This window comes from Streptomyces sp. NPDC111628 (assembly GCF_055635195.1).
In genome coordinates this window covers 106826-130255 of the sequence record NZ_JBVKBZ010000003.1, presented here as the reverse complement: position 1 = coordinate 130255, position 23430 = coordinate 106826, and the positions used below count along the sequence as shown (strand labels likewise).

The 23430-nt window shown below is 70.9% G+C and carries 21 protein-coding genes and 1 pseudogene; 7 read left to right on the top strand and 15 right to left on the bottom strand.

The genetic code is table 11. The features are described from left to right. Positions 1-77: 77 nt before the first annotated feature. The 4 genes from ACZ7MF_RS15570 to ACZ7MF_RS15555 all read right to left on the bottom strand — a co-directional run bounded on the left by ACZ7MF_RS15570 (position 78) and on the right by ACZ7MF_RS15555 (position 5851). Positions 78-1478, bottom strand: coding sequence for a lanthionine synthetase C family protein (locus ACZ7MF_RS15570; protein WP_471477337.1), 1401 nt, complete (start codon positions 1476-1478; stop codon positions 78-80). After that, positions 1475-4690 (bottom strand): lantibiotic dehydratase, encoded by a 3216-nt coding sequence (locus ACZ7MF_RS15565; protein ID WP_471477336.1) that lies wholly within the window; start codon positions 4688-4690, stop codon positions 1475-1477. The genes ACZ7MF_RS15570 and ACZ7MF_RS15565 overlap by 4 nt, the downstream gene beginning before the upstream one ends. An 84-nt stretch (positions 4691-4774) precedes the next feature. Next, the gene (gene lanA / locus ACZ7MF_RS15560) at positions 4775-4936 is read right to left on the bottom strand and encodes an SCO0268 family class II lanthipeptide (protein WP_356867514.1); all 162 of its coding nucleotides are present in this window, start codon (positions 4934-4936) and stop codon (positions 4775-4777) included. A gap of 138 nt (positions 4937-5074) precedes the next feature. Beyond that, a complete protein-coding gene (locus ACZ7MF_RS15555) occupies positions 5075-5851 on the bottom strand; it encodes an alpha/beta fold hydrolase (protein WP_471477335.1) in 777 nt (258 codons plus the stop codon). A 95-nt stretch (positions 5852-5946) separates the two neighbouring features. Here ACZ7MF_RS15555 and ACZ7MF_RS15550 point away from each other — a divergent pair, with 95 nt between their 5' ends. After that, a complete protein-coding gene (locus ACZ7MF_RS15550) occupies positions 5947-6831 on the top strand; it encodes a helix-turn-helix domain-containing protein (protein ID WP_471477334.1) in 885 nt (294 codons plus the stop codon). A 39-nt stretch (positions 6832-6870) separates the two neighbouring features. Here ACZ7MF_RS15550 and ACZ7MF_RS15545 read toward each other — a convergent pair whose 3' ends face one another. Beyond that, positions 6871-7662 carry a VOC family protein gene (locus ACZ7MF_RS15545; RefSeq protein ID WP_471477333.1) on the bottom strand — a complete coding sequence of 264 codons (792 nt, stop codon included), beginning with the start codon at positions 7660-7662 and terminating at the stop codon, positions 6871-6873. Between the two features lie 364 nt (positions 7663-8026). Here ACZ7MF_RS15545 and ACZ7MF_RS15540 point away from each other — a divergent pair, with 364 nt between their 5' ends. Further along, entirely contained in the window at positions 8027-10768 is a 2742-nt protein-coding gene (locus ACZ7MF_RS15540; RefSeq protein WP_471477332.1) for an ATP-binding protein, read from the top strand. Between the two features lie 827 nt (positions 10769-11595). Then, a complete protein-coding gene (locus ACZ7MF_RS15535) occupies positions 11596-12147 on the top strand; it encodes an EF-hand domain-containing protein (RefSeq protein WP_471477331.1) in 552 nt (183 codons plus the stop codon). A 63-nt stretch (positions 12148-12210) separates the two neighbouring features. Here ACZ7MF_RS15535 and ACZ7MF_RS15530 read toward each other — a convergent pair whose 3' ends face one another. The 5 genes and pseudogenes from ACZ7MF_RS15530 to ACZ7MF_RS15510 form a co-directional block, all read right to left on the bottom strand. Next, a complete protein-coding gene (locus tag ACZ7MF_RS15530; protein ID WP_471477330.1) occupies positions 12211-12351 on the bottom strand; it encodes a hypothetical protein in 141 nt (46 codons plus the stop codon). Positions 12352-12613: 262 nt separating this feature from the next. Then, complete coding sequence (locus ACZ7MF_RS15525) at positions 12614-12979, bottom strand: MerR family transcriptional regulator (RefSeq protein WP_471477329.1); 366 nt, start codon at positions 12977-12979, stop codon at positions 12614-12616. A 117-nt stretch (positions 12980-13096) separates the two neighbouring features. Continuing rightward, entirely contained in the window at positions 13097-13285 is a 189-nt protein-coding gene (locus ACZ7MF_RS15520) for a nuclear transport factor 2 family protein (RefSeq protein ID WP_471477328.1), read from the bottom strand. A 30-nt stretch (positions 13286-13315) separates the two neighbouring features. Further along, positions 13316-13565: pseudogene (locus tag ACZ7MF_RS15515) on the bottom strand (SDR family oxidoreductase); the annotation flags it as partial. 151 nt (positions 13566-13716) lie between these two features. After that, positions 13717-14733 (bottom strand): serine hydrolase, encoded by a 1017-nt coding sequence (locus ACZ7MF_RS15510; protein ID WP_471477327.1) that lies wholly within the window; start codon positions 14731-14733, stop codon positions 13717-13719. A gap of 220 nt (positions 14734-14953) precedes the next feature. On the opposite strand from ACZ7MF_RS15510, the gene ACZ7MF_RS15505 reads away from it, so the two are divergent. The 3 genes from ACZ7MF_RS15505 to ACZ7MF_RS15495 all read left to right on the top strand — a co-directional run bounded on the left by ACZ7MF_RS15505 (position 14954) and on the right by ACZ7MF_RS15495 (position 18491). Then, positions 14954-15754 (top strand): PTS sugar transporter subunit IIA, encoded by an 801-nt coding sequence (locus tag ACZ7MF_RS15505; RefSeq protein WP_471477326.1) that lies wholly within the window; start codon positions 14954-14956, stop codon positions 15752-15754. A gap of 16 nt (positions 15755-15770) precedes the next feature. Beyond that, positions 15771-17321 carry a PTS ascorbate transporter subunit IIC gene (locus tag ACZ7MF_RS15500; RefSeq protein ID WP_471477325.1) on the top strand — a complete coding sequence of 517 codons (1551 nt, stop codon included), beginning with the start codon at positions 15771-15773 and terminating at the stop codon, positions 17319-17321. 177 nt (positions 17322-17498) lie between these two features. Continuing rightward, a complete protein-coding gene (locus ACZ7MF_RS15495) occupies positions 17499-18491 on the top strand; it encodes an alpha/beta fold hydrolase (RefSeq protein WP_471477324.1) in 993 nt (330 codons plus the stop codon). Between the two features lie 83 nt (positions 18492-18574). Here the strand turns inward: ACZ7MF_RS15495 and ACZ7MF_RS15490 are convergent, their stop codons facing one another. Then, positions 18575-19504: a LysR family transcriptional regulator gene (locus ACZ7MF_RS15490; protein ID WP_471477323.1), complete on the bottom strand. Its 930-nt coding sequence runs from the start codon at positions 19502-19504 to the stop codon at positions 18575-18577. Positions 19505-19618: 114 nt separating this feature from the next. On the opposite strand from ACZ7MF_RS15490, the gene ACZ7MF_RS15485 reads away from it, so the two are divergent. Further along, the gene (locus tag ACZ7MF_RS15485; protein WP_471478833.1) at positions 19619-20146 is read left to right on the top strand and encodes a DapH/DapD/GlmU-related protein; all 528 of its coding nucleotides are present in this window, start codon (positions 19619-19621) and stop codon (positions 20144-20146) included. 60 nt (positions 20147-20206) lie between these two features. Here the strand turns inward: ACZ7MF_RS15485 and ACZ7MF_RS15480 are convergent, their stop codons facing one another. Genes ACZ7MF_RS15480 through ACZ7MF_RS15465 form a run of 4 tightly spaced genes read right to left on the bottom strand, consistent with a single transcriptional unit; the run spans position 20207 to position 23423 of the window. Continuing rightward, entirely contained in the window at positions 20207-20536 is a 330-nt protein-coding gene (locus ACZ7MF_RS15480) for a putative quinol monooxygenase (protein WP_471477322.1), read from the bottom strand. Between the two features lie 52 nt (positions 20537-20588). Continuing rightward, positions 20589-21614, bottom strand: coding sequence for an NAD(P)-dependent alcohol dehydrogenase (locus tag ACZ7MF_RS15475; protein ID WP_471477321.1), 1026 nt, complete (start codon positions 21612-21614; stop codon positions 20589-20591). Next, positions 21611-22420, bottom strand: coding sequence for an iron-sulfur cluster assembly protein (locus ACZ7MF_RS15470; RefSeq protein ID WP_471477320.1), 810 nt, complete (start codon positions 22418-22420; stop codon positions 21611-21613). The genes ACZ7MF_RS15475 and ACZ7MF_RS15470 overlap by 4 nt, the downstream gene beginning before the upstream one ends. Before the next feature lies 1 nt (position 22421). Further along, positions 22422-23423 carry an amidohydrolase family protein gene (locus ACZ7MF_RS15465; RefSeq protein WP_471477319.1) on the bottom strand — a complete coding sequence of 334 codons (1002 nt, stop codon included), beginning with the start codon at positions 23421-23423 and terminating at the stop codon, positions 22422-22424. Positions 23424-23430: the final 7 nt, after the last annotated feature.

The window sequence follows — 23430 nt, the reverse complement described above, 5'->3', positions numbered from 1 at the left end:
CAGGCCCGGCACCGTCGGGCGGCCGACTCCCCATCCGTTCTCGGAGGTTGACCTGGGCGGAGTCCCGACCCCGTGGGTCATGCCAGCAGCAACGGCATGTCCCAGTCGGCCGGTGTGCCGGCCGCCGCGTACGAGTCCAGGGCGAGCGCGACACCGGCGGCCCCGTCGAGGTAGCCGGAGACGTCGGAGCCGAACGGCACTTTCGTCATGGTGAATCGAAGACCGAACGGCAGCGCAGGGTCGAAGGCGGAGACGAGTTCGGCGGCGATGTCGTCCCGCAGCCCGGCCAGCCGCGGGTCCTGCCACGCTTCGTCGAGCCGGCCGAGCTGGTGCAGGGCCCCGGCCCAACCGTGGCACAGCGCGTGGTCGTCGATGCCCCAGGCCGACCGGGGGAGGACCAGCAGCCGCTCCACCGAGGCACGGGCGAGGTCGGAGAAGTCCGCCCGGCCGAGCGCCCGTCCGGCCAGTTGCAGGGCGCGGGAAACACCGGGAGCCCCGTAGCACCAGGCCGGCCACTTCGCGGTGCCGTCGTAGGCGGCAGGTCCCCGTCGCCACTGGGCGAAGGAGAGGTAGCCGGGCCAGAAGAGGCCGTACCGGTCCGCGACCGCCCAGGTCCGCAGCAGCGCGGCCGTCGCCTCCATGGCCTCCTGCTGCCGCGGCACCCGCACACCCTGCTCCCAGGCCAGGGCCAGCAGGGCGAGCGGCCCGGCGACGCCGTGCGAGAGGCCCAGGTTGAGGTGGCCGCCGGGGAACGCCGCCTCGGAGCCGATCCGGGGCGCGTCCAGGGCCCACCAGCGCGGCACGTCCACGCCTCGGTGCTCCACGGTGCCGAGCGACAGGCGCACGAGGTAGTCGAGCACCGCCGTCAGCGGCTCCTCGCAGCTCTCCGCGCGGGCCAGCAGATAGCGTCCGACACCGGTCAGACCACGGACCAACTCGTAGTGACCGATGGTGGGCAGCGGCCGGTCCTCCACGGGCGGCAGGACGGTCCGCACGAGGTCGCGCTGGTAGGCGTCGAAGCGCCGGAGCGCGGAGACGTAGCCCCCGGTGGTGCGGTGGGCGAGCAGCACGGCGAACGCCAGGGCCCCCGGCCCCTTGAAGACCCCGCCCGCGGTGCCGGGCCGCCCCGAGACGGCGCGCGTTCCCGTGGTGAGATACGCGTGGGCGCGCGGCACCTGTCGCGCAGCGTCCCTGGAGGCGCCCGCGAACGCCAGCGCCAGTCCGGGGCTGCCGCTGCCGAGGGTGAGCTCGGCCCAGATCGGCTCGGCCACCCCGTCGTCCGCCGCCCCGGCGGGGATACGCGTGGCCGCCACCGTGGCGGCGGGGTCGGCGAGCCGGTCCAGGATCTCGGCGGAGACGGCTCCGGCCCGCTCCCGGAGGGACTGGGGGGACCCGCCGGCCGGGTCCGCCCGGCTCCCGTCCTCGCTGGACCCGTCCATCGTGGGCTCCCGTGACCCGCCCTCGGTGCTGCCGCTCATCGTCCGCTCCCGCTTCCGCTCGCGCTCCCGTTCCCCCGCTCGTGCCGCCGACGGCCGGCATGAGTGCGTACCGCGCCACGCAGCACCGCGTACCCGCGGGCCTCGGCCGCCCGGTCGATGCCGAACAGCCGGTTGTGCCGCATGTGCAGCAGCGACAGGAGGGCCTCGTCGCGGTCGGCCTCCGCGGCGGACAGGATCAACTCGCCGTAGGCGCGTGGCTCGGGCGACTCGGACCACAGCGCGCCGAGCGACGGCGCCCCGAGTGCTTCCGCGGCCGACGACACCGCACGGCCCGGCCCGATCAGCCGGTCGGCGACGGCCCGGTGGCGCTGGTAGGCCTCGTGCTCCACGGTCTTCGTGAACATCCGGTCGACCCAGCCGCACCAGTCCCAGTCCCCGAGGGACTCCAGCAGCACCGCGTGCCCGAGCCCGGCGAGCACGGCGCCGGGGAGCGCCCGCGCGGGGCCCCGCAGCGCGCGCAACTGCACGAGCGCCGACAGGCTGTCGGTGCGGAAGAAGCGCTCGGCGGCCTCCTGCACGGCCTCGCCTCCGTACCGGTCGCTCTCGGGCCGGTACGTGTCGAGGGTCATCGTCCGCAGGGCCCCGCTCTCGGCGAGAGCCCGTGACACACGGCTGATCGCGGGCAGCACCCGGCCGTTCAGTGCCCCCGGATCGCCGTGGAACCGCAGCCGCAGATGCGGCTCGGGGTCCCGGTAGCGCAGGAAGAACCAACGGTCGACCTCGGCCTCCACCTCGGACAGCAAGGCCGGAAGATGCTCGGTGAGCAGAGCGTCGTGGGCCGTCGGCTCGGCGTACCACTTGACGAACAGCCAGTCCTCGCCCGGCAGATGGATCCGGACGGGTGCCTGCCGGACGGGTGCCTGCCGGAGGGGAACGGGCCGGACGGGAACGGGCCCGACGGACGGGGCGGTTCGTCCCTGCGCCCGCGCGGCGGCAATCTCCGGTGCATTGCGCCCGGCGGGCCGGCGCGCCCCCGCGAGGGGCACCACGATCTCCGTGCTGTGCCCGCCGTTCCAGCCGAGCCCCGCACCGTCGGCCGTCAGGTCCTCGTAGAGGACGAACCGAGGATGCGCGGCGGTCAGTTCGGCACGCAACAGGTCCCGGTCCCAACGGTCGCGCAGGTCGACGGGGTACATCTGGTCGTTGCGCGCGATCTGCAGCCGGTCCGGTACGGCCAGGCGCCGGCGCCAGGCGTCGAGGCCCTGCTCCCACGCCCCGGCGCCCTGTGCCCGGGCCGCGTCGCGCAGCCGTCGGCCCGGCAGCCAGCGCCCGGGCACGGCCACCACCCGTCCGTACCGGACACGCGGCAGATACGGCAGTGCGTCGTGCCCCGCCCAGTTCCAGCCCGACCACATGCGGGGCCGGGCCGTCGCGAGATCCATGAGGAACCGGGCCACCGGCGGGGCCTGCGTGTCCAGGGCCAGCATGTGCGGCAGCACGGGACGGACCGGACGGCCGCTCTGCGGATGCAGCAGCCGAAGTCCGTCGGAGCCGGCGGCGACGAGCAGCGAGCGCCAGTCCAGACAGCGGGGATCGCGCCGGTCGTCGGGTACGCCGACGGGGATGCGGTACGGCAGCAGCCGGGGCACTTGGACGATGTTGAGCCCGCGCGGCTCATGGGGCATCAACTCGACCTGGGCCGTGATCACCGAGCCGTCGATGCCCTCGGTGCCGTCGGCGGCCAGCCGGGCGAGTGCGTCGGTGAGACCGGCCGCCGCCGCGAACCGGCCCGCGGTGGCGCCCGCCGTCCAGGCGCCGATGTGCGGGCTGCCGAGCAGCCGGAACTCACCGCGGTCCAGCGCGGCGGTGCTCTCGGAGAGCACCTGGAAACAGAGTTCGAGGCTCCGCGGCGGCGCGGCCGCGGGATCGTGCCCGGCGACCTCGCCGAGACGCCCTACGACGTCGTCGGTCAGCACCAGCTCATCGCCGGACAGGACGGCCTCCTGCAACAGCTCGCCGATCATCGCGCGCCTGGGCCCGTCCGCCTCGTCGCCGGGGCCGCTGCGCCCGTACACCGGCTCCGCACCGTATGCGGAGGGCAGGCCGAGTCCGCGGTGCGGGTCGACCAGCTCGCCCAACGGCACGGCACAGGCGGTGCCGTAGCGCTCGATGAAGCGCTCGCGGTAGTCCCGCATGTACGCCAGCGTCGTCCACTCCGGGGTGATCGCCCAGATCGCGGCCGCGTACCGGCACACCTCCCGGCCGACCGCCTCCGGGACGACGAGCTCGCCGGGCAGGTGCAGATCCACGTGCAGGGGCGGCCGGGCATGCGCGTCGTGGGCCGTGCCGGGGACGTCGAGCCGGCGGACCGCGGCCAGGACGTCCTGCCAGGAGTCGCTGCCCAGCCCAGGAGGATCCTCCTGATGCCGCGCACAGGCCGCCCGTATGTCCCGCAGCGCCCGCGCGTCGTCGGGGAGCGCATCGCCCAGGACCGTCTCGATGGCGTCGAGCAGCGCGACGTCGATGCGGTGCGGGGTGATCGAGGTGAGCAGGAAGCCGTGTTGCAGGAGTCCGGCCAGCTGACCGTCGAGCCGATCGGCGTCGAGCACCGGGAAGCGGTCCGTGAGTGATCCGAGGAGGTCCGCATACGGCACCGGTGTCCGCGCCCGCTCGCGCACGGCGCCGACCAGTGCGTTGTCGCGCACCGACTGCTCCTGCCCACCGGTACGCAGACACAGCCGCCCGTCCCGCACGAAACACAGGTCGTTGAGTACGACGTCCACGCGCCGGCGTACGGAGGGCTCTTCGAGCCAGGCCAGTACCCGACGGCGCAGCCACGCTCCGTCGAGCCGGACCGCGACCTGGCCGGTGCCCGGCTCGGCCTTGGCCACGGAACCGAACCGGGCCGTGCCGACACCCGCGAACAGGCCGAACGGGGTGGGGCGCGCTCCGGCGCGGCGGGCGTACCGCGTCAGGGTTCGCGCGGCGCTCAGGGTCCGCTTGCGCCCCAGGGCGGAGGCACCGTCGTCAGTGGTCAGACGGGCGAGGCTGTGGGCCAGCGAACCGCTGGCGACCCGGACCGCCTGGCCGAGCAGGGGATCAGCGGCGAGCTGCCGCGCTCCGGAGACCGGCTCGGCCGCATCGACCGTGGGCAGAGTGGCTCCGCGCGGCCGGCTCGCCATGCGGACCAGCACGGGCTCCCGTACCTCGAAGACCGCAGCTGCCTGGTGGGCTTCGGACTCCGCCGCCACGTGTGTGCTCCTCGCCGTCGTACGGAAAGCGGGGCGGACTCGGGACCGCCCCGCTCGGAAGAGCCCCGAGGGGGCCTCAGTCCGTCAGCAACAGATGGGGCAGCGCGTGCCGATCGCGTAGCTGCTGGGCGAGGTGAAGGTGCCCTCGCCGAACGACGCGGCCTCCTCCGGGAGATCGGAGACACGGAGGTCCAGGTCGAGGTCGAGCTCGGCGGCTTCGTGGGACAGAACGATCTCGGTACGCATGCTTCTCCCTTGGGTGGTGGGGTGCACGGACTCGAAATGCAGGGCCCTGGTCGGGGCCCGGACATGCGCCACCTTTGCCCATGCCACTGACAGTCGGTAGACGAAAACGAGCCAGCCCGCCGGGAGCCGCGGGGGCGGTCAGAGCGCCGTGGCGAACGTGGTGATGGCGTCGACCAGGTCGGCCGGGGCCTCCAGCGGGATCAGGTGCCCGGTGCGGGGGACCACCACGAAGTCGGCCCGGGAGAGGTACGGCACCAGGTTGTCGCGGAGTACACCGGCCGGTTCCACCTGGTCGAGCTCTCCGGCGACCACGAGAGCGGGCACGCCGATCCTGCGGGTGTGCTCGGTGATGTCCTGCGCGATGCCGCGCAGCGGCCACTCGGTACGGGCGGCGTCGGTGACGTTCCGCGCATCGGTCACGATCTGCGCCTTGAGCGCGGCGGGCAGCTCGGTCGCGGTGAGGACGTGATCCCGTGCCCCGGCCACGGACTCGGCGGAGTCGTAGGCGTGCGACAGAGCTTCCTGGTACTCGGGAGTGACCCGGGCGGCGGGCTTCGCCGGGCCGGAGCCGACGAGAACGACCCCGTGCAGGCCCGCGGGCCGGGTGGCCGCGACCAGCTGCGCGACCTTGCCCCCCATCGAATGCCCCACCAGCACGTAGTCGGTGACCCCCGCGTCCGCGAGCACGGCGAGCGTGTCGTCGGCGAGCCGACCGAGCGCGTAGGGGCCGGGCAGAGCGCTCGACCGGCCCCACCCGCGGAAGTCGACCGCGAGCACGGCACGACCCGGCAGGCGGTCGACGACGAGGTCCCAGGTGCGGGCGGAACCACCCCAGTAGTGAAGGAACACAAGGGTCGGCCCGATCCCCGTCCGATGGTCGTAAACGGGCAGAAGCGTGTGCTGCGTCGTGCTCATGATGGCTCTTCCTTGTTCGATGCCCGGGGCGGCTGCCCCGTGTGTTCATCGAATCTCCCGCATCCGGACCGGGCATCGGCGTGACTGGTCGCCCGATGGTGAAAACTGGACACGTGAGCATGATCCGGCAGATGACCTACCAGCCCCCCGGGCGCAGCGCCGCCTCGGTCGAGACGATGACGTTCGGCCGCCTTCGCGAGCTGAACGACGGTGGCACGCAGCGCGCCGACTTCCACGTCCTTGCCGTCATCGATGCCGGACCCGGTTCGGTCACGGTCGACTTCCACCTCCACTCGCTCCAGGACCGGGCCGCGGTGTGGATTCCCCCCGGCGCGGTGCACCGGTGGGACGACATCGCCGAGGTGGAGGGGCACCTGGTGCTGTTCGTGCCGACCGCTCCCGTCACCCACGCCACCCGCGAACTCGTCGCCTCCCCCGACCCGGCGGCGCACCGGAGGATCCCCGCCGCCGACTGGCCCTTCGTCGACGCGGCGCGGAGCCATCTCCTCCTCGAAGCGTCCGCCCCACCGAGTGACTCCTCGGCGGAGCTGCCCGGAATCCTGCTCTCCGCGCTCATCGCGCGGCTGCACGCCCCGCACGCAGATGCACGGCTCACCCATCCGGTGTTCCACTTGTTCCGCTCCGGCGTCGAAGCGCACTTCCGCCAGCACCACGACGCCGGCTACTACGCCCGGACGCTGGGATACGCGCCGCGCACCCTCTCCCGTGCGGTGCAGCAGGCCACCGGCCGTACGGCGAAGGCGTACGTCGTCGAACGGCTCGTGCTGGAAGCCAAGCGGCTCCTCGCGCACGACCGCCTGACCGCCGCCCGCTGCGCCGGCGTTCTCGGCTTCCCCGACGCGTCCAACTTCTCGGTGTTCTTCCACAAGGCCACGGGCGAGCGCCCGGGCGCGTGGCAGGCGGCGGCGACCGGCACCAGGGGCCCGAACCCCTCGACGCCGCCGGAGCCCGTCACGTGATCAGCTGCCGCGTGGGCTGCCCGGCCGCCGAGCCCAGGGTCATCCAGCGGCCGGAGCCAGCACCACGAAGTCCGCCTTCGACGGATCGAGGCACACGGCCAGACGGCCGACGCCCTCCGCGTCCGCCGGCCCCATCTGCACGCTGCCGCCGTGCGCCGTGACCGCGGAGACGGCGGCGTCGCAGTCGGTGACGGCGAACACCGGGTGCCAGTACGCCCGGCCGTCCGTCAGGGTGAGATCCCGCTCGTCGAGCTGCATCAGACCGCCGTGCATGCGGTCCTCGGGCAGGCCGGACGGAGTGATGAGGGAGTACGTGCCTTCGCCGCCCGGCGCTGCCATGTCGCCGAACTGCCAGCCGAGGATCCCGCCGTAGAACTCCTTGGCCGCCGCGGCGTCGCTCGTGTACAGCTCCGTCCAGCACAGCGTGCCCGGCTGGTCCACGAGCTCGACGCCCTTGGTCCGGCCCGGCTGCCACACGGCGAACTGACCACCGGACGGGTCACTGTACTGAGCCATCCGGCCCCAGTCGTCCAGGTCCGTCGGCGCCACCCGCACCGTGCCGCCGGCGCGCTGCACGGCCTGGGTGGTGGCGTCCGCGTCGGTGACGGAGTAGTAGATCATCCAGGCGGAGCGCGCGCCTTCTTCGGTGAGCCTGCCGAGACCGGCGACGACCTTGCCGTCCTTGCGGAACATGCCGCCTTCCGCCTCCTCCCCCATGGCCTCGTACGTCCAGCCGAACACGCCGCCGTAGAAGGCCGCCGTACCGGCGACGTCCGGGGACCCGAGGTCGAGCCAGCAGGGGGAGCCGGGGACGAAGTCACTGGTGATCATGGAGTTCCCTTTCGCGGTTCCTGTGTGCTGCATCGTGACACTCCGTGGTGACTCTCGCCCGTCGCGCGCGACCGAGACGCGGGGGTCCGCGCGGACGCGCTGCGTGAGTTGCGGGTACCGACACTGGTGATACGCGGTCTCTGCTCGGCCGTGGACAGTGAGTCATCACGCAGTCATCCGACTGATGACTTAACCGGATCTGCCTCGACGGAAGAGGTCAGGCACAGGTAAAATCCGGAAGCGTGGCCGATACCAGAGGTGTGCAGCGGACGCTGAGCCCGGTGCGAAGAGAAGCGGCGGCTGAGCGGCCGGCCACGATGCGCCTGAGGAATGCTTCGTCCGGACCGGCATCGGTGCTCACCGCATGATCGGTCGGGACAAGGAACTTGAGGTCCTGCACGGCCTGCTTTCGAGCACGGTGGCAGGCAACGGCGGTGCGCTACTCGTCCGCGGAGACGCCGGTGTCGGCAAGTCCTCTTTGCTGCGCACGTTCGGTTCTCATGCTTCGGACCAAGGTGTCAGAGTCCTTCGCACCTCCGGTGTCGAGACCGAACAGTGGCTGCCGTTCGCCGCGCTGCACCTGCTGCTCCAACCGGTTCTCGGCGGAGCCGAGAAGTTGCCGGCCCCCTACCAGAAGGCCCTCGGCGGAGCCTTCGGGGCCAGCGACGGGGAACCCCAGATCTACCGGGTCGGGATGGCGGTGCTCGAACTGCTCGCCGATACCGCCGACCGCCAGCCTCTCCTGCTGCTCGTCGACGATCTGCAATGGGTCGACTCGTCGAGCCGTGACGTGCTCGGATTCGTGGCCCGGCGTACCCGCGACCTCCCCATCCTCATGATCGGCGCGGCGAGAACCTCGTCACCGGACGCCTACAGCCTGGGGACCAACGCCGAACTCGTACTGGAGCCCCTCTCCCCGGGAGCGGCGGCCGAACTGCTCGACGCCGACGCTCCGGGCCTGGCCGAAGCGGTGCGGGCCCGCATCCTGCAGCGCGCCGCCGGCAATCCTCTCGCGCTCGTCGAACTCCCGAGGGCAGCTCAGGGCACGTCGCCCCCGCTCGACGATCTGCCTCTGACCCAGCGACTGGAGACCGCGTTCGCCGCCCGCACCGACTCGCTCACCCGCGCGTGCAGGACGTTCCTCCTGGTCCTGGCGACGGAACCCACCGCACCACTGAACCAGCTCCTCGATGTGGCAAGTCGTCTGGCGGGCTCCGAAGTCTCCGTGTACGCCCTGCAAGAGGCCGTCGACGCCGGATTGGTGGTGCTGGCCGGTCGCACACCCCAGTTCCGGCATCCCCTGATGCGCTCCGCGATCTACACGCGTGCCACCGTCGCCGACCGGTTGTCCACCCACCGTGCCCTGGCCGAAACGCTGGAGGGATCACCCGGGCGGCGGCTCGTCCACCTCGCCGCGGCCACGCTCGGTCCGGACGACGAACTGGCCGGGCAACTGGAGCGCTTCGCCGACGACGCCCAGGAACGGGGACAACTGGCCGCGGCCGTACCGGCCCTGCACCAGGCAGGCGAACTGGTGCACGACGCACGCCGCCAGACCGGCCTGCTGGTCCGTGCGGCCGAGCTGGCCAGCGAGATCAACGACCGTGTCCAGACACAGATCCTGCTGGACAGAGCCGACATGGCGGAGTCGGGCCCCACGGAGAGGGCCCGCCTCATGCTGGTCTCCGACAAGGCCGCGTTCGAACCCGATGAGCCGCAACGCCGCATCCAGGACATGATCGACGCGGCAGCGGGGGCGTACGACGTCGGCAGTACGGACGTCGCGGAGAACCTGCTGTGGCGTGCGGCCGCCCGATGCTTCTTCCAGGACGGTGACGCACGCGTGCGTGCCCAGGCTGCCGCCGTACTGGACCGGTGGAAACCCGACCCGGACGCCCCCCACGTCCTGACGGTACGGGCTTACACGGAGCCCTACCGTCATGGGACCGACCTGATCGCACGGCTCGAAAGACTGAAGCCGGATCGCGAGGACGGCCAGCTGCTGCACTACCTCGGCAGCGGTTCGATGGTCATCGGTGACATCGGCCGTGCCACCCGCTACCTGGCCCAGGCGGCTTCCGTATGGCGGTCCCAGGGCCGCCTCGGGCTGCTCGCGCGATCTCTGGCAGGATCCTGGCCCCGTCTGTACCTCGGGCAGTTGGCCCAGGCTCGTGAAGAGTCCGCCGAAGGGATCGCACTCGCCGAGGAGACCGGGGAGTGGATCGTCTGGCTCGGCATCAAGGCCACGTCGGCGCTCGCGGCGGTGCTGCGTGGAGAACGCGAAGCCGCGGTTCGGACCGTCCGGGAACTGAGAGCGCACAGCCTCTTCCCCGTCATGCCCTTCGCGAGCGTCATGGCGCAACAGGTCGACGGTCTCCTCGCCCTCTTCGCAAGCCGGGCCGTGGAGGCCTACGACATCCTCGCGCGCGCGTTCGACGAGACCGACCCGCACTACCACTCGACCAGTCGCTGGTTGCTCGTCCCGGACCTGGTGGACGCAGCCGCGGCCGCGGGCCGCACCGAACAGGCGCGAGAGCTGCTGGCAGAGCTGCCGGAGCTGGCGGACCGGCTGCCCTCGGAAATGATGATCGTCGCCCGCACCTACAGTGCGGCCGTCCTCGCTCCGGACGACACCGCCGACGAGTGCTATGACTCCGCGCTCTCCACCATGCCGGACACATGGCCGCTGTCGCGTGCCCGGCTTCATCTGCAGCACGGCCGACGCCTGCGCCGTCAGCGTCGGAACGTGGATGCGCGCAAGCCTCTACGGCTCGCACGTGACGAGTTCGACCGGGTCGGTGCGCAACCCTGGGCCGACATGGCTCGTGAGCAGTTGCGTGCCGCGGGGGAGTCGGACGGGCGTCGGCGCCAGAGCAAGGGCGAGAGTCTGACGGTCCAGGAACGGCAGATCGCCGAGTTGGCCTCACAGGGGCTGAGCAACCGGGAGATCGGCCAGCGCCTGTTCATCTCGCACCGGACAGTCGGAGCCCACCTGTACCGGATCTATCCACGCCTGGGCATCACCAGCCGCGGCAGACTCTCCGCAGCGCTGGCCGCGCTCGGAGAGGACCGGCCGACCTCGGAGTCGGCGGGCGCCGCCGGATGAACTGCCGTCCCTGACCGGGCGCGAGGGGCGCGGACGAGGGCTGCCCGCCCCGGGGGCCCGCCGGAATGTCCGCACACGGCGGGCGTGGGGTTCGTCGGGCATACGGTCGTGCCCGCCACACCGCCGGTCATGGCGGGGCTCTCGTTCGTGCCGCTGGCGAAATGCCCCGCCTCCGGCTCGACACCGGGGGCGGGACACGCGAACCTCTTGGCGCTCAGGCGCTCATCGCAGGCCGAAGGCGCGGATCAGGGTCTGGCTGACGCCCTTGTCCTCGGCATCCTTCGCCGTCGTCCGCAAGCTCGCGCAACGCGCCCTGCCCGGTGCGCCGAGCCGTGCCGTCCAGCCGTCCGCCGACTTCCGCAGCGCCGTCCGGTGCCAGGTGGCGCCGTCGTCGAGGCCGTGACGGTCAGCTCCGTGCTCCGGTGGGTGCGGCCCGACAGATCGGCGTCCACTGCGTAGTCGAGCTGCACCAGGGGCAGCGGGGTGAGACGTCTGGCATCCGTGGTGATGGCCGAGGTGAAGTCCCCGACTCCGTCCGCTGGACCCGCGGGCCGGGCACCGCGACGGCCCCGCCGCCCAGGCACTGCTCCAGCATCCCGTGGACGTCACGGCCCTGCCGGACGGCTCGGTGGTCGTCGGCGACGGCGTACGGCGGGAGACGACGGAGGTGGCGCCCCGGGCGGATGCGACACGCGTTCAAACCGGCGCTCGGCGCACGGCCAGGGCGCGCGGTGGCGTCGCTGTGACCCCTCGCGCTCTCACACGCTGTTGGGGGGCCGACGCGCGCGGACAGCATCCTTTCAGCACCGCTAGAGAAGGGGCTTGTGATGGCCAGTGAGTTTCAGCGGACCAAGCTGCAGGACATGTTCGACGCCTTCGATGTGAACGGCGACGGCCGCCTGGAGGAGGAGGACTTCGCGGCCCTGGCGACTCGGTGGAGCCGGCTGCCCCGCGTGCGGGCGGACGGGGAACTGGCCGCGCGGGTGGAGGACGTGTTGCTGGGGTGGTGGCAGCACCTCTCGCAGGCCGTCGACACGGACAACGACGGCAGAATCGACATGAACGACCTCCTCGCCATGGTCGACCGGCTGCCCACCATGCAGGACGCGGTGGCGGCCACGGCCGACACGGTCTTCGACGCGGTGGACGAGAACGGTGACGGCCGCATCTCGAGGAACGAGCACCAGCGGCTGATCGACCTGTGGCACGGGCAGGGGATCGCGACCGGAGACGTGTTCGACCGTCTCGACCAGGATGCCGACGGTCACCTCAGCCGATCCGAGTTCGCCGCGCTGTGGACCCAGTTCTGGATCAGTGACGATCCCGCCGAGCCGGGCAACTACGTGTGCGGGCCCATCGCAGGCCACCCGGCCCGTTGACCCCGCGGCCCCGGCGGGGCGCCCTCGGCCGGGTGGGCGGCGGACGGCACCGTCCGTCGCAGGTCAGCCGTTCTCCGGAGCGATCAGCCACGCCACGAGAGTGCGCCACCGTTCGGGCCGGGCGGTGTCGCGTGGCCCCACGAGGCAGACCTCCTCGACGAGGTCCTGCGAGCGCAGGGCGTTGCGGGCGGCGAAGGAGCCCACGGCGCCGATAGGTCAGGTCGAGGTCGTCGTGCCGTCCCTGATGGGTGGCGACCGCGGCCGTCCGCCGCGGCAGATACAGCTCGTGCACCGTGCCCGGCCCGTCCGGTGGCAGCGGTGCTTCGAGGGGAAGGTACACGGTGGCGCGGCCATGGCCTTCGGCGAACAGCGTGTGCTCGTACCGACCGCCCGGTGGGAGGACGGAGCGTTCTCCGGCTGCGGCATCCAAGTCCCGCATGGCTTCGCCGTACCAGTCGAGGCCGGCTCACTCCGGTACGTCGAGGGACACCGCCAGGACACCCTGAGCGGGGAGTTCCTCCAGCGTCACCGCCCGCTCCGCCTCCGGGGCGAGGAGTTGCCGGAGCGCTTCGACCGCCCGCTGGGTGCGGCCGAGCCGGTCCTCGAGCCGGCGGAGGTGGGCCACGACGCCCTCCTGCGCGGTGCCGTCGTCCGGACCGTCCGCGGACTCGGTGGCGAGGAATCGCCGCAAGTCCGCCACGGGGAGGCCCAGGGCGCGGAAGCGCCTGACGGCCAGCGCCGGCCGGATCTGCCCGGGGGAGTAGTAGCGGTAGCCGGTGTCCGGGTCGACCTCGGGGACGAGCAGGTCCTGCTCGTGGTACCGGCGGAGCATGCGGATACTCAGGTGCGTGACGCGGGAGAATTCTCCGATCGTCAGTCTCTGCGCCCTGGTGCGCTCCTCCTCGTGGGCGGCCCGTCGTCCGGGCGCGCGTGGTCAGGGGGGTGATGGTCAGCGCGGCAGGTCGTAGTCGACGTTCGGTGTCTCCTTGCGCCAGCGGCGCACCTCCGCGAGCCCTCTCAGGCTGCGCCCGTCGTCGTGCACGGCGGCGTCGTCGTGGAACAGAGCGACGTGGCGCTCGCGGTCGGGACCCGTCGCCGCGGCGACGTACTCCTCGACTAGGGCACGGATGTCCTGCACAGCTGTCTCCCATGTCGTGACGGTTGAGGTTCACACGGTGCGGATGGTGCCGCCGTCGACCACGAGCTGGGGTCCGGTGATGCCACCGGCACGGTCCGAGACCGGGAACGCGACCGTTTCGGCGACCTCTTCGGGCTCCGCGGGCCGTCCCAGCGGGATGCCGCACTCACTCATCCGGCGTGCCGGAAGACTCTCGGCGCCGCCGGTGCGGAGGAAGCCGGGAGGGAGCGACCGAGTAGGCCAGGGTCGAGTCGTGCAGCGGCATCCGGCGCTCGATGGAGCGCCGCGTATCCACCAGCCGGAGTGCGGGAGCCGCCCAGCCCGCCACCACGGCGACACGCTCGTCGAGATCATCGCTGTTCATGTCCGTCAGCGTGGGCCCTCTCGCGGGGGAGACCGCATCGAGAAGGCGGTTCGGCCCTGGGCGGGCGTCACGAGGTGGACTTCTCCCTGAGTTCTCGGGAGAACGCCGCAGCGGACGCGCGCGACGCCTGCTCCACGATGCTGATGCCGACCTCCTGGGTGCTGCAACCGTTGAGAAGTACCACCATCAGATAGACGCGGCCCTCGTGCTGTATCCGGCCGATGCTGTTGACGTCCCACTTCTTGGTCCGAGTCCGCTTGAGCCACCCGTTCTTCAGCGCGGTCGTGCCCGAGTCGGCTGCTGCGGACACGCCCCAGGTCTGGCTTCCCACGACGTGCCGCATCAGATCCTGAATGTAGGTACGCGACGCCTCGCTCAGCGGCGACTTGTCGCCGAACACGGACTGGAGCAGGCGTATCTGATCCTCCGCCGTGGTCTGGGTGATGCCCCAGACCGTCCCTTCACCGCCCTGCGTCTGGGACAGGCCGAGCCGTTCGTTGGCCGCGTCGAGCCCGGGGGCACTGCCTATCCGGGTCCACAGGGCACTGGTGGAGTCGTTGTCGCTCTTCTGGATCATGGCAGCGGACTGGGCACGCTCCTCGGTGCTCAACCTCCGCCCCTGGTCCTGGGCCTGGAGCAGCAGGGTCGCCAGGATGTCCACCTTCACGATGCTGGCGGTGTCGAAGGCGTCGTGTCCGTACGTCGCCATGGCACCGCTGTTGACGTCCAGCATCGCCACGGACATCCGGTTGTCGCCGAAGAGCGCGGTCACGGGGGCCAGAGCCGGTTCGAGATCGAACGACTCCTGTGCCGGGGTGGGCGACGGCAGCGGTTCTGGTGTGTCCGCGGGCGCGTCGCCTGCCTTCGCCCGGGCCGAGACGGCTGGTGGGGACGGAGCCTTCGCCCGGGCGGGAGTGGACGGCTCACCGGAGTCGCCCCCGGAGATGGCATAGGTGGTGGCGACGCCGGTCAGGATCACGACCGACGTCACGGTCCACGTTATGCGGCGTCGCCTGGCCCTGCGGCGACGTCGTTGCTCCCGGCGGGAGCGGCCGCGTCGCCGAACACGTGGGTTCTCATGCACGGGTGAGATGGTAATCGAATCAAGGTTCGAGATCGCCAGGCGCCTCGCCGGTGTGCCCGGACGCAGGCGGACCGGCGCTGCTTGCCGCAGGCGACGAGACGCACCTCACAGCTTACCGGCGTCACATATCAGGTCACGGATGGTCAAGTAGGGGTGTAACGGCGGAACAGTCATGTGCTGGGACCGACCGACTTACTCCCACGAAGGAGGTTCCACTGGCATGAGCGCACTCACCGACCTTCTGTCCGTCGACGGTATCCGGCTCGATGTCGAAGCGGAGGACTGGAGGTCCGCCGTTCGCGCGTCCGGGCAGGTGCTGGTCGACGAGGGCATCAGTACGGCCGAGTACACCGAGGCGATGATACGGAACGTCGAGGAGAACGGCCCGTACATCGTCATCGCCCCGGGTTTCGCTCTGGCTCACACCCGTCCCTTCGCGGCGGTGCTGAAGACCGGCATGTCCTGGGTGAGGCTGGCCTCCCCCGTGACCTTCGGCCACGAGACCAATGATCCGGTGCAACTCGTCGTGGCGCTGGCCGCCGTCGACTCCCAAGCGCACACGGCGGCGCTGGCGGCGCTGGCGAAGATACTCGCCGACGGCGACAACGTCCGTACCCTGCAGCAGGCGACGAGCCCCGGGGAAGTTCTGCGAGTCCTTGCGGGCGAGCCAACCGGCGCCGACGGCCGGGGCGGCTCGCGGGCTGCAGCGGCCAAGGACGCCGCGCCGGCCCTGTCGGAGCAGAAGATCCTCACCGTCTGCGGCAACGGTGTGGGGACCAGTCTGTTCCTGAAGAACACCCTGGAGCAGGTCCTCGACCGCTGGGGCTGGTCCCGTCAGGTGTCGGTGGAGGCCACCGACACCATCTCCGCCAAGGGGAAGGCGTCGGAAGCCGCCGCCATCCTCACCTCTCAGGAGATCGCCAGAACGCTGGGTGACGTCGGCATACCTGTGAAGGTCGTGCGCGATTTCAGCAGCACCACCGAGGTCGACGCGGTCCTGCGCGACACCTACGACGTGTGACAAGAGAGAACCTGTCATGGACTGGGTCATAGACATAGCGAAGTTTCTCGTCAACGAGATACTCAGCCAGCCCGCCTACCTGATCGGCATCATCACCGCGGTGGGCCTGGCCGCTCTGAAGAAGTCCGTCGGGCAGACGGTCGGCGGCGCCATCAAGGCGACCCTGGGCCTGCTGCTGGTCGGGGCCGGTGCGGGGCTGGTCAGCTCGTCCCTGGATCCGCTGGGCCGGATGATCCAGGGCACCACCGGCACCCACGGTGTGATCCCGACCAACGAGGCCATCGTCGGCATCGCGCAGAGCGAGTTCGGTGCCCGTGTCGCCTGGCTGATGATCCTCGGGTTCCTGGTCAGCCTGGCGCTGGCCCGGTTCACACCGCTGCGCTACGTGTTCCTCACCGGCCACCACATGCTGTTCATGGCGACGCTGCTGACCATCGTCATGGCCACCGCCGGGCAGGGCTCGGTCGCGGTGGTGCTCGGCGGCGGCGTGCTGCTGGGCATCCTGCTGGTTGCCCTTCCGGCCTTCGCGCACCCCTGGACGAAGAAGGTCACCGGCAACGACACGTTGGCCATCGGCCACTTCGGCACGGCCGGCTACATCGTGTCCGGCGCCACGGGTCAGCTCGTGGGCAAGAACAGCCGCAGCACGGAGGAGATGAAGCTGCCCGAGGGGCTGCGCTTCCTGCGTGACTCCATGGTCGCCACCGCCCTGTCGATGGTCCTCATCTACCTGGTGATGTCCCTGCTGTTCCTGGCCAAGGTCGGCCAGGACGTGGCGTTCAAGGCGTTCGCCGGCAGTGGTGGTGACCCGGCGGCCGACGTGGGCAACTACATCATGCAGTCGGTGATGCAGGGCCTGCAGTTCGGCATCGGCGTCGCGGTCATCCTCTTCGGTGTCCGCACCATCCTCGGTGAACTGGTGCCCGCCTTCCAGGGCATCGCCCGCCGTGTGGTGCCCGGTGCCAAGCCGGCCCTGGACGCCCCGATCGTCTTCCCGTACGCGCAGAACGCCGTACTGATCGGGTTCATCTTCAGCTTCCTGGGCGGCCTGGCGGGTCTGGCGGCCCTCATCTGGGTGTTCAACCCGGCCTTCGGACTGGCCCTGGTGCTGCCCGGCCTGGTGCCGCACTTCTTCACCGGTGGCGCGGCCGGTGTCTACGGCAACGCCACCGGCGGACGCCGCGGCGCCGCCGCCGGCTCCTTCCTCAACGGTCTGCTGATCACGTTCCTGCCGGCGATCCTGCTCAAGGCGCTCGGCTCGTTCGGAGAGGCCAACACGACCTTCGGCGACGCCGACTTCGGCTGGTTCGGTGCCGTGCTCGGCAGCATCGGCAAGCTCGACGGAACCGTCGGTCTGATCGGCATGCTGATCTTCGGCCTGATCATCCTGGCCGGTGCCTGGATCATGCAGACGAAGGTCGTCGACCGCGGCTGGATCCCGGGCGGTGGCATCGCCCCCGTCCCCGCGGAAGCGGCCGTCGGCATCCCCGCCCCCGCCGCGGGGACGGCGACGTACGCGAAGATCGCCCCACCGCGCGGCGCTCCCAAGCCCCCGCCCGCTCCGTGAGCGACCGTCCGACCCACGACCAGCGGATGAACCCTGAGAGACCAGCTGCGTGCAGCCGTCGGTCCGGTGGTTCACGGTCGCGGGTCGGACCCGCGAGCCGCATGGCAGGGTGGTTCTGGGTCCACCCCGGTGGGGGTGCTGGACCGCTGGTGGGCCGAACGGGCCGTTCGTAGCGTTGTGTTCATGATGGATGACACGAACGAAGAACGAGAAGGTGCCACCCGGCGGACGGCGCTGCGTGGGCTGGGACTCGCAGTGGGAGGCATGGCGCTGGCCACCGGCCTCGGAACCTCGCCGGCCGCGGCCGCCCCGCGTCGCGGGCCGGTGACGTACGTGCTGGTGCACGGTACCCACAGCGCCGGCGCGTTCTGGATCCCGATTGCGCGGGAACTGGTGCTGCGCGGCCACCGCGTCGTCATGGTGGACCAGCCGCGGCACGGCGCGGAGGCTTTCGTGGCGGAGTCGTACCAGCGGCAGGACCTCACGGCGATGGCGGTCGAGCCCTCCCCGCTGAAGGGCCTCGGGCTGGACGACTACGAGGCGCGCGTCACGGGCATCGTGCGGCAGGCCGCACGGAACGGCCCGGTGGTGCTGGTCGGGCACAGCCTGGGTGGCGTGTCGGTCAGCCGCGTCGGTGACGCCGTTCCGCACCTGCTCCACCACATCTGCTACATGGCGGCCTTCTGTCCCAGCCGCGTCCTGCCCACGGCGGACGCCTGCACAGCGGCACCCGAGAACGCGAACGCCGTCAGCCCGGTGGAGCTGACGGTGGGTGACCCGGACCGGCTCGGGGTGTTGCGGCTGAACTTCCGTACGGGGATCAGCGGCGAGTTGGCCCTCCTGAAGGAGATGATCTGCGCGGACTATCCCGACGCCGACTTCCGCCGGATACTGGCCGGCATGCAGACCGACGAGCCTGTCGCCGCCTATGCGGGCCGAGCGGTCGGCCGGGCCGGCAACTGGGGACGCATTCCCCGCACGTACCTGCGCTTCGGCAGGGACCGTACGATAGCCACCGCGCTCCAGGACAGAATGATCGCGGAAGCCGACGCGTCCACCCCCGGCAACAGGTTCCGCGTGCACGATTTCCCCGGGGCGTCACACGTCGGCCCGCTGGATCCCACCCCGGTCGCGGACGTCCTGGACACGCTCGCAGGGCGGAGGGGCTAGGGACACCTGCCGCCGTCGATCCTGGAAAACCGTGTACGAACGGCATCGTCGATGGCCGGCCGCCGTGCCACTCGGTCCATCGGTCAGTGCGCTGCCCAGTCCGGCGTCCACGCGTCCTGCGGGGTTCGCGGGGCTGTGGTGCGCAGATGGTCACGGAGAGCGGTCAGTACGGGGTGCTGATCTCCGGCGCGGAACAGCAGCACGTGCGGGTAGATGGGCGTCGGGTCGTGCAACGGGATGCGCCGGAGGTCGTGGTTTCGCGGCCACAGGTACCGGTCTCCACGCCCGACGAGGGTGGCCAGTGAGGCCGAGTCCGCCAGCGCGTCCATCAGGGCCTCGTCACCGAAGTTGGGGCCGAGCGCGTCGATACTCAGGCCGAAGGCCTCGGACAGTGCCTGGTAGAACGCGGCCCACTCCGTGCCCGGCCTGATCCCGGGGATCCAGATGCGGTGGCCGGCCAGGTCCACAGGGCTGATCCGGGGCGCGTCGGCCAGCGGGTGGCCGGGGCCGACCAGGAGTTCCAGGGGTTCGTCCAGGAGCCGTTCGGCGCTGATCCCGGCCGGGACCTGGTCGGCCGGCAAGGCACGGAAGGACGCGTCGACCATCCCTTCGAGCACCGCCCGGGCGGCCTGGGCGGCGTTCTCCTTGTCCAGCGTGACCGCGTCCAGGTCCCTATCGGGGCGGGAGCGGTAGAACCGGTAGACGGCCTGGGCCGGGGAGATGCGCCGATTGAGGACATCGACGCGCAACGGACGGCTTCCGGGGTTGACGGCCCGCTCGGCCTGCTCGATGGCCGTCAGGACCTTCTTGGCGTGCGGCAGGAAGACCTGCCCGTCCAGGCTCAGCCGGGAGCCTCGGGAACTGCGCACCAGGAGTGCGACCGCGACATGCCTCTCCAGGGCCGCGATCCGCTTGGAGACCGCCTGCTGGCTGATCCCCAGCTCGTCGGCGGCAGCCTGGAACTGGCCGGCCTCAGCGACGACCACGAACGTCCGTAGCGCTTCCACATCCACGTTGTCCAGCGTACTTCCACAACTGCGGGTTGTGTCTGCTGCGGTGATGGTTGTTTGATCGAAGGTTCTGCACGGTGGTGGGATCAGCGCATGTCTACCCGCACAGAGCAGATCATGTATGTCCATTCGCCCGAGTTCGCGCGTCATGCAGAGCGGATCGTGGAGGTGACCGATGCGACGTCTCGACTGAACGTGCTTCCGTTCAGCGACAGTGAAGGTCGCTCGGAACTACTTTCCGTTGTGTTCGGTGGTCCGCTGCCGGAATCGGTGACGATCTACCCGCCGTTCTACACCGAGTACGGGCTCAACACGACGTTCGGGGAAAACGTCTTCGTCAACCAGGGGTGCACCTTCATGGACAAGGGAGGCATCCGTATCGGGAACGGAGTCATGATCGCTCCGAAGGCCAGCCTGATCACCGGAGGCCATCCGCTGCCCCTGGCCGAGCGCCGCTCATACCTCTCCTTCGCCCCGATCGTCGTCGAGGACGACGTCTGGATCGGGACGGCCGCCGTGATCACGCAGGGGGTGACCATCGGCGCCGGCGCGGTAGTGGCTGCCGGTGCGGTGGTCACTCGTGATGTCCCTGCGGGCACCCTCGTCGCGGGAGTACCCGCCCGGGTGATCAAGGAGATCGGCTGACGGCGAAGGGGGGCGGCAGCCGTACGACCGGCTGTCGCCCCACTGTCACGCTCGTCGGCGTCAGCCCGCGTCGACCGCCATCTCGCCGAGCAGCGACCAGTCGTCCTGGGGCACGTTGGCGTTGACGATCCTGGGGGTGGTCGCGAGGTGGGGCGGCAGCGTCCGCCGGGCCGCCTTGAAGTGCGCCGAGCCCACGTGGGCCGCGCCGGCCTCGTCGTCCCGGAAGGCTTCCACGAGGACGTACTCGGTCGGGTCGTCGAGGCTGCGGGACCAGTCGAACCACAGGCATCCCGGTTCGGCCCGCGTCGCGCGGGTGAACTCCTCCACCACCTGCGGCCATTGGTCGGCATGCTCGGGCAGGACACGGAACTTCGCGGTGATGAAGATCAAGACCTTGCTTCCTTCGTTGTTGGTGCTGGGGGCTCCGCCACCCGGGGCCGGGTCACGGGACAAGGATCGCGCGGCCCCGGATGCGGCCGCCGTCCAGGTCGTCCAGGGCGTCCTGGAAACGGTCGAGAGAGTACTTGGCGGTGCGCAGGCGCACGCGCCCCCGCGCCGCGAGGACCATCAGTTCACACAGGTCGTTGTAGGAACCGACGAGGTTGCCGATGAAGTTGATCTCGGCGGAGATGATGTCGATGGTCGGGACGTCGATGTTCTCGCCGTAGCCGACCACGTGGTAGTCGCCGGCCTGGCGCAGCATGCCGACGCCGTCCCCGGTGGAGCCGCCCTCACCGACGAAGTCGATCACCGCCTCCGCCCCGTGCCCGCCGGTCAGCTCGCGTACCCGGTCCACCTGGCCGCCGTCGGCGAGGACACCGTGGTCGGCCCCGACGGAGACGGCCAGGTCGACCGCGTCGGGGTTGCGGTCGACGACGACGATCTCGGCGGCGGTGAGGGCCCCCAGCACCTGGATGCCGATGTGCCCGAGACCGCCCGCGCCGATCACGACGCAGCGGTCGCCCGGCCGGAGATTCCGGGCCGCCTTGGCCGCCGCGTGGTACGCAGTGAGGCCCGCGTCGGCGAGAGCGGCGACGTCCGCCGGTTCGAGGGAGTCGTCGAGCCGTACGACACTGCGCGCGGACGTCTTCAGGTACTCGGCGTAACCGCCCGCGGTGTCGATGCCCGGGAACCGGTTGTTCTCACAGTGCACGTCGTCACCGGCCCGGCACGCCCGGCACAGCCCGCAGGTGATCAGCGGGTGCACGATGACCTTGTCGCCCTCGGACACGTTGGTGACGGCGCTGCCGACCGCATGGACCCACCCGGCGTTCTCGTGACCGATCGTGTACGGCAGCTCCACCCCCGACTTCTCGGCCCACTGTCCCTCCAGGATGTGGAGGTCGGTACGGCACACCCCGGCGCCGCCGATCCTGACGATCACGTCGTACGGGCCGGTGACCTCGGGGGCCGGGACCTCGGCCATCTCGAGGTTCTTGCCGTAGCCCACCACCTGGACTGCTTTCACGAGACGTTCTCCTTCGCTGGAGCGGAGAGCCGCAAGAGCTCACCCGCGGGTACGGGTTCCCCGGCCTCTACGGGTTTCCCGCCCGCGGGGAATTCCTCCGGGCGCGCGGACTGGTCGGCCCCGGACTGCGGATACCGGGTACGGAGCAGGCCCCGGCAGAAGTGGGCGTTGCCGTCGATGGAGATGCGCACGGAGCGGGCGAACCGCAGCCGCAGCGGGATCTCCCCCAGCGGGTAGGGCCGGCCGTCGTCGTCCACGAGGACCGGGTCGGCAGGGGCGGTGCCGAGCCCGAGGGCGGCGCGGCGGCGCAGCAGGGCCCGGGTGGCGGAGGTGTCCGGCAGGTCGCCGAGGACGACGTCGCCGAGCTGTTCCTCGGCCAGGGCGGGCCGGGCGCGCAGCAGCGCGGTGAGCGCCCGTTCCATCGCGGCGGTGTGCGCCTTGCGCCGGAAGATGCCCCGCAGCTCCTCCAGGTCCTGCTCCGCCTCGTGGCCGAAGGTGCCGCGGTACCCGGCGTCGGCGGCCAGCCCCCGGTTGATCAGGCCGGAGTCGTGGTGGTCGTCGAGCCGGACCGTGACCTCCCGGGCGCCGGGCAGGACGCTGAGCGCGTCCTTGGCGTCGGAGGCCATCAGGTAGGCGAAGTTCGGTGAGCAGAACGAGGTCGGCAGCCGCAGGTGCACGGTGACGCGGCCGTCTTCGGCGGTCAGCGAGCGCACGAAGCCGAGGTCGGTGATGGGCTCGTCCAGCTCGGGGTCGTACACGGTGTCGAGCGCGGCGCGCGCCGCCGCCTCGAGTTGCGCGGCCCACATGTCACACCACCGCCGGCTCGGCGAGGCCCAGCCCGGCCGGGACCTCGATGTCGTACATGGCGGCCGCGTTCAACCCGAGGATCTTCTTCTTCTGGGCGACGGTGAGCTGCGGGTACTCGCCCGTCATGTCGTCGGGGATCTGGAAGTCGACGAACTGCTCGACGATCCACTTGGGCGTCCACAGCGCGTAGTCGCTGGAGAACTGGATGCGGTCCTCGTCCAGCCAGTACAGCAGCTCGCCGATGATCTGCGCGAAGTAGCGGGGCCGGGTGTGCATGAACGGGATCGCGACGGCGAGCCCCGCGTGGACGTTGGGCTCCTGGGTGGCGATCCAGCAGAAGTCCTCGAGGCGGGGCAGACCGCAGTGCTCGACCACGAAGTTCAGGTCGGTGAAGTCGGTGGCCGCCGCGTCGACGTCCGCCACGTCGAAGGCGTCCCGGTCCAGCGGCCGGATGGTGGGGCCCTTGTGGATGTGGATGTTCTTGATGCCCAGCTCCCGGCAGGCGTCCAGGTAGCGGTAGGTCCACGGGTCGTTGAGTTTGTAGCCGCGGGAGTCGCCCTTCCATTCGGCGGTGTAGAGCTTGACGCCCTGCAGGCCGAAGCGTGCGGCGTCCTCGCGCAGTTGCCTGAGGCCCGCCTCCTCGAAGCGCGGGTCGAAGCAGTGGTTGTAGGTGAGCTTGCCGGGGTGCTTCCGGGTGAGCGCGAAGGCCTCCTCGGTCTGCCCGAAGCCGGTGTTGTAGAACGCCCCGAGATGCGCCGGCTGGAAGATCGCGTGATCCACGTACCCGTCGGTGAACAGGTCCTTCATCAGCTGCTCGCCGCCCTGGTACAGGAAGTCCTCGTACGGCCAGAGCTCCGACGCCGGACTCAGGTTGCGGTGGTAGTCGTAGAAGCAGTCGATGAACTGCTTGCCGTGGATGTTGCGCTGGTTCTCGCGGCGCGCGTCCCAGAGGGCGACGTGCGCGTCCACGACGAAGTAGTTCTCGCCGTCCTTGGAATACATCGGTTAC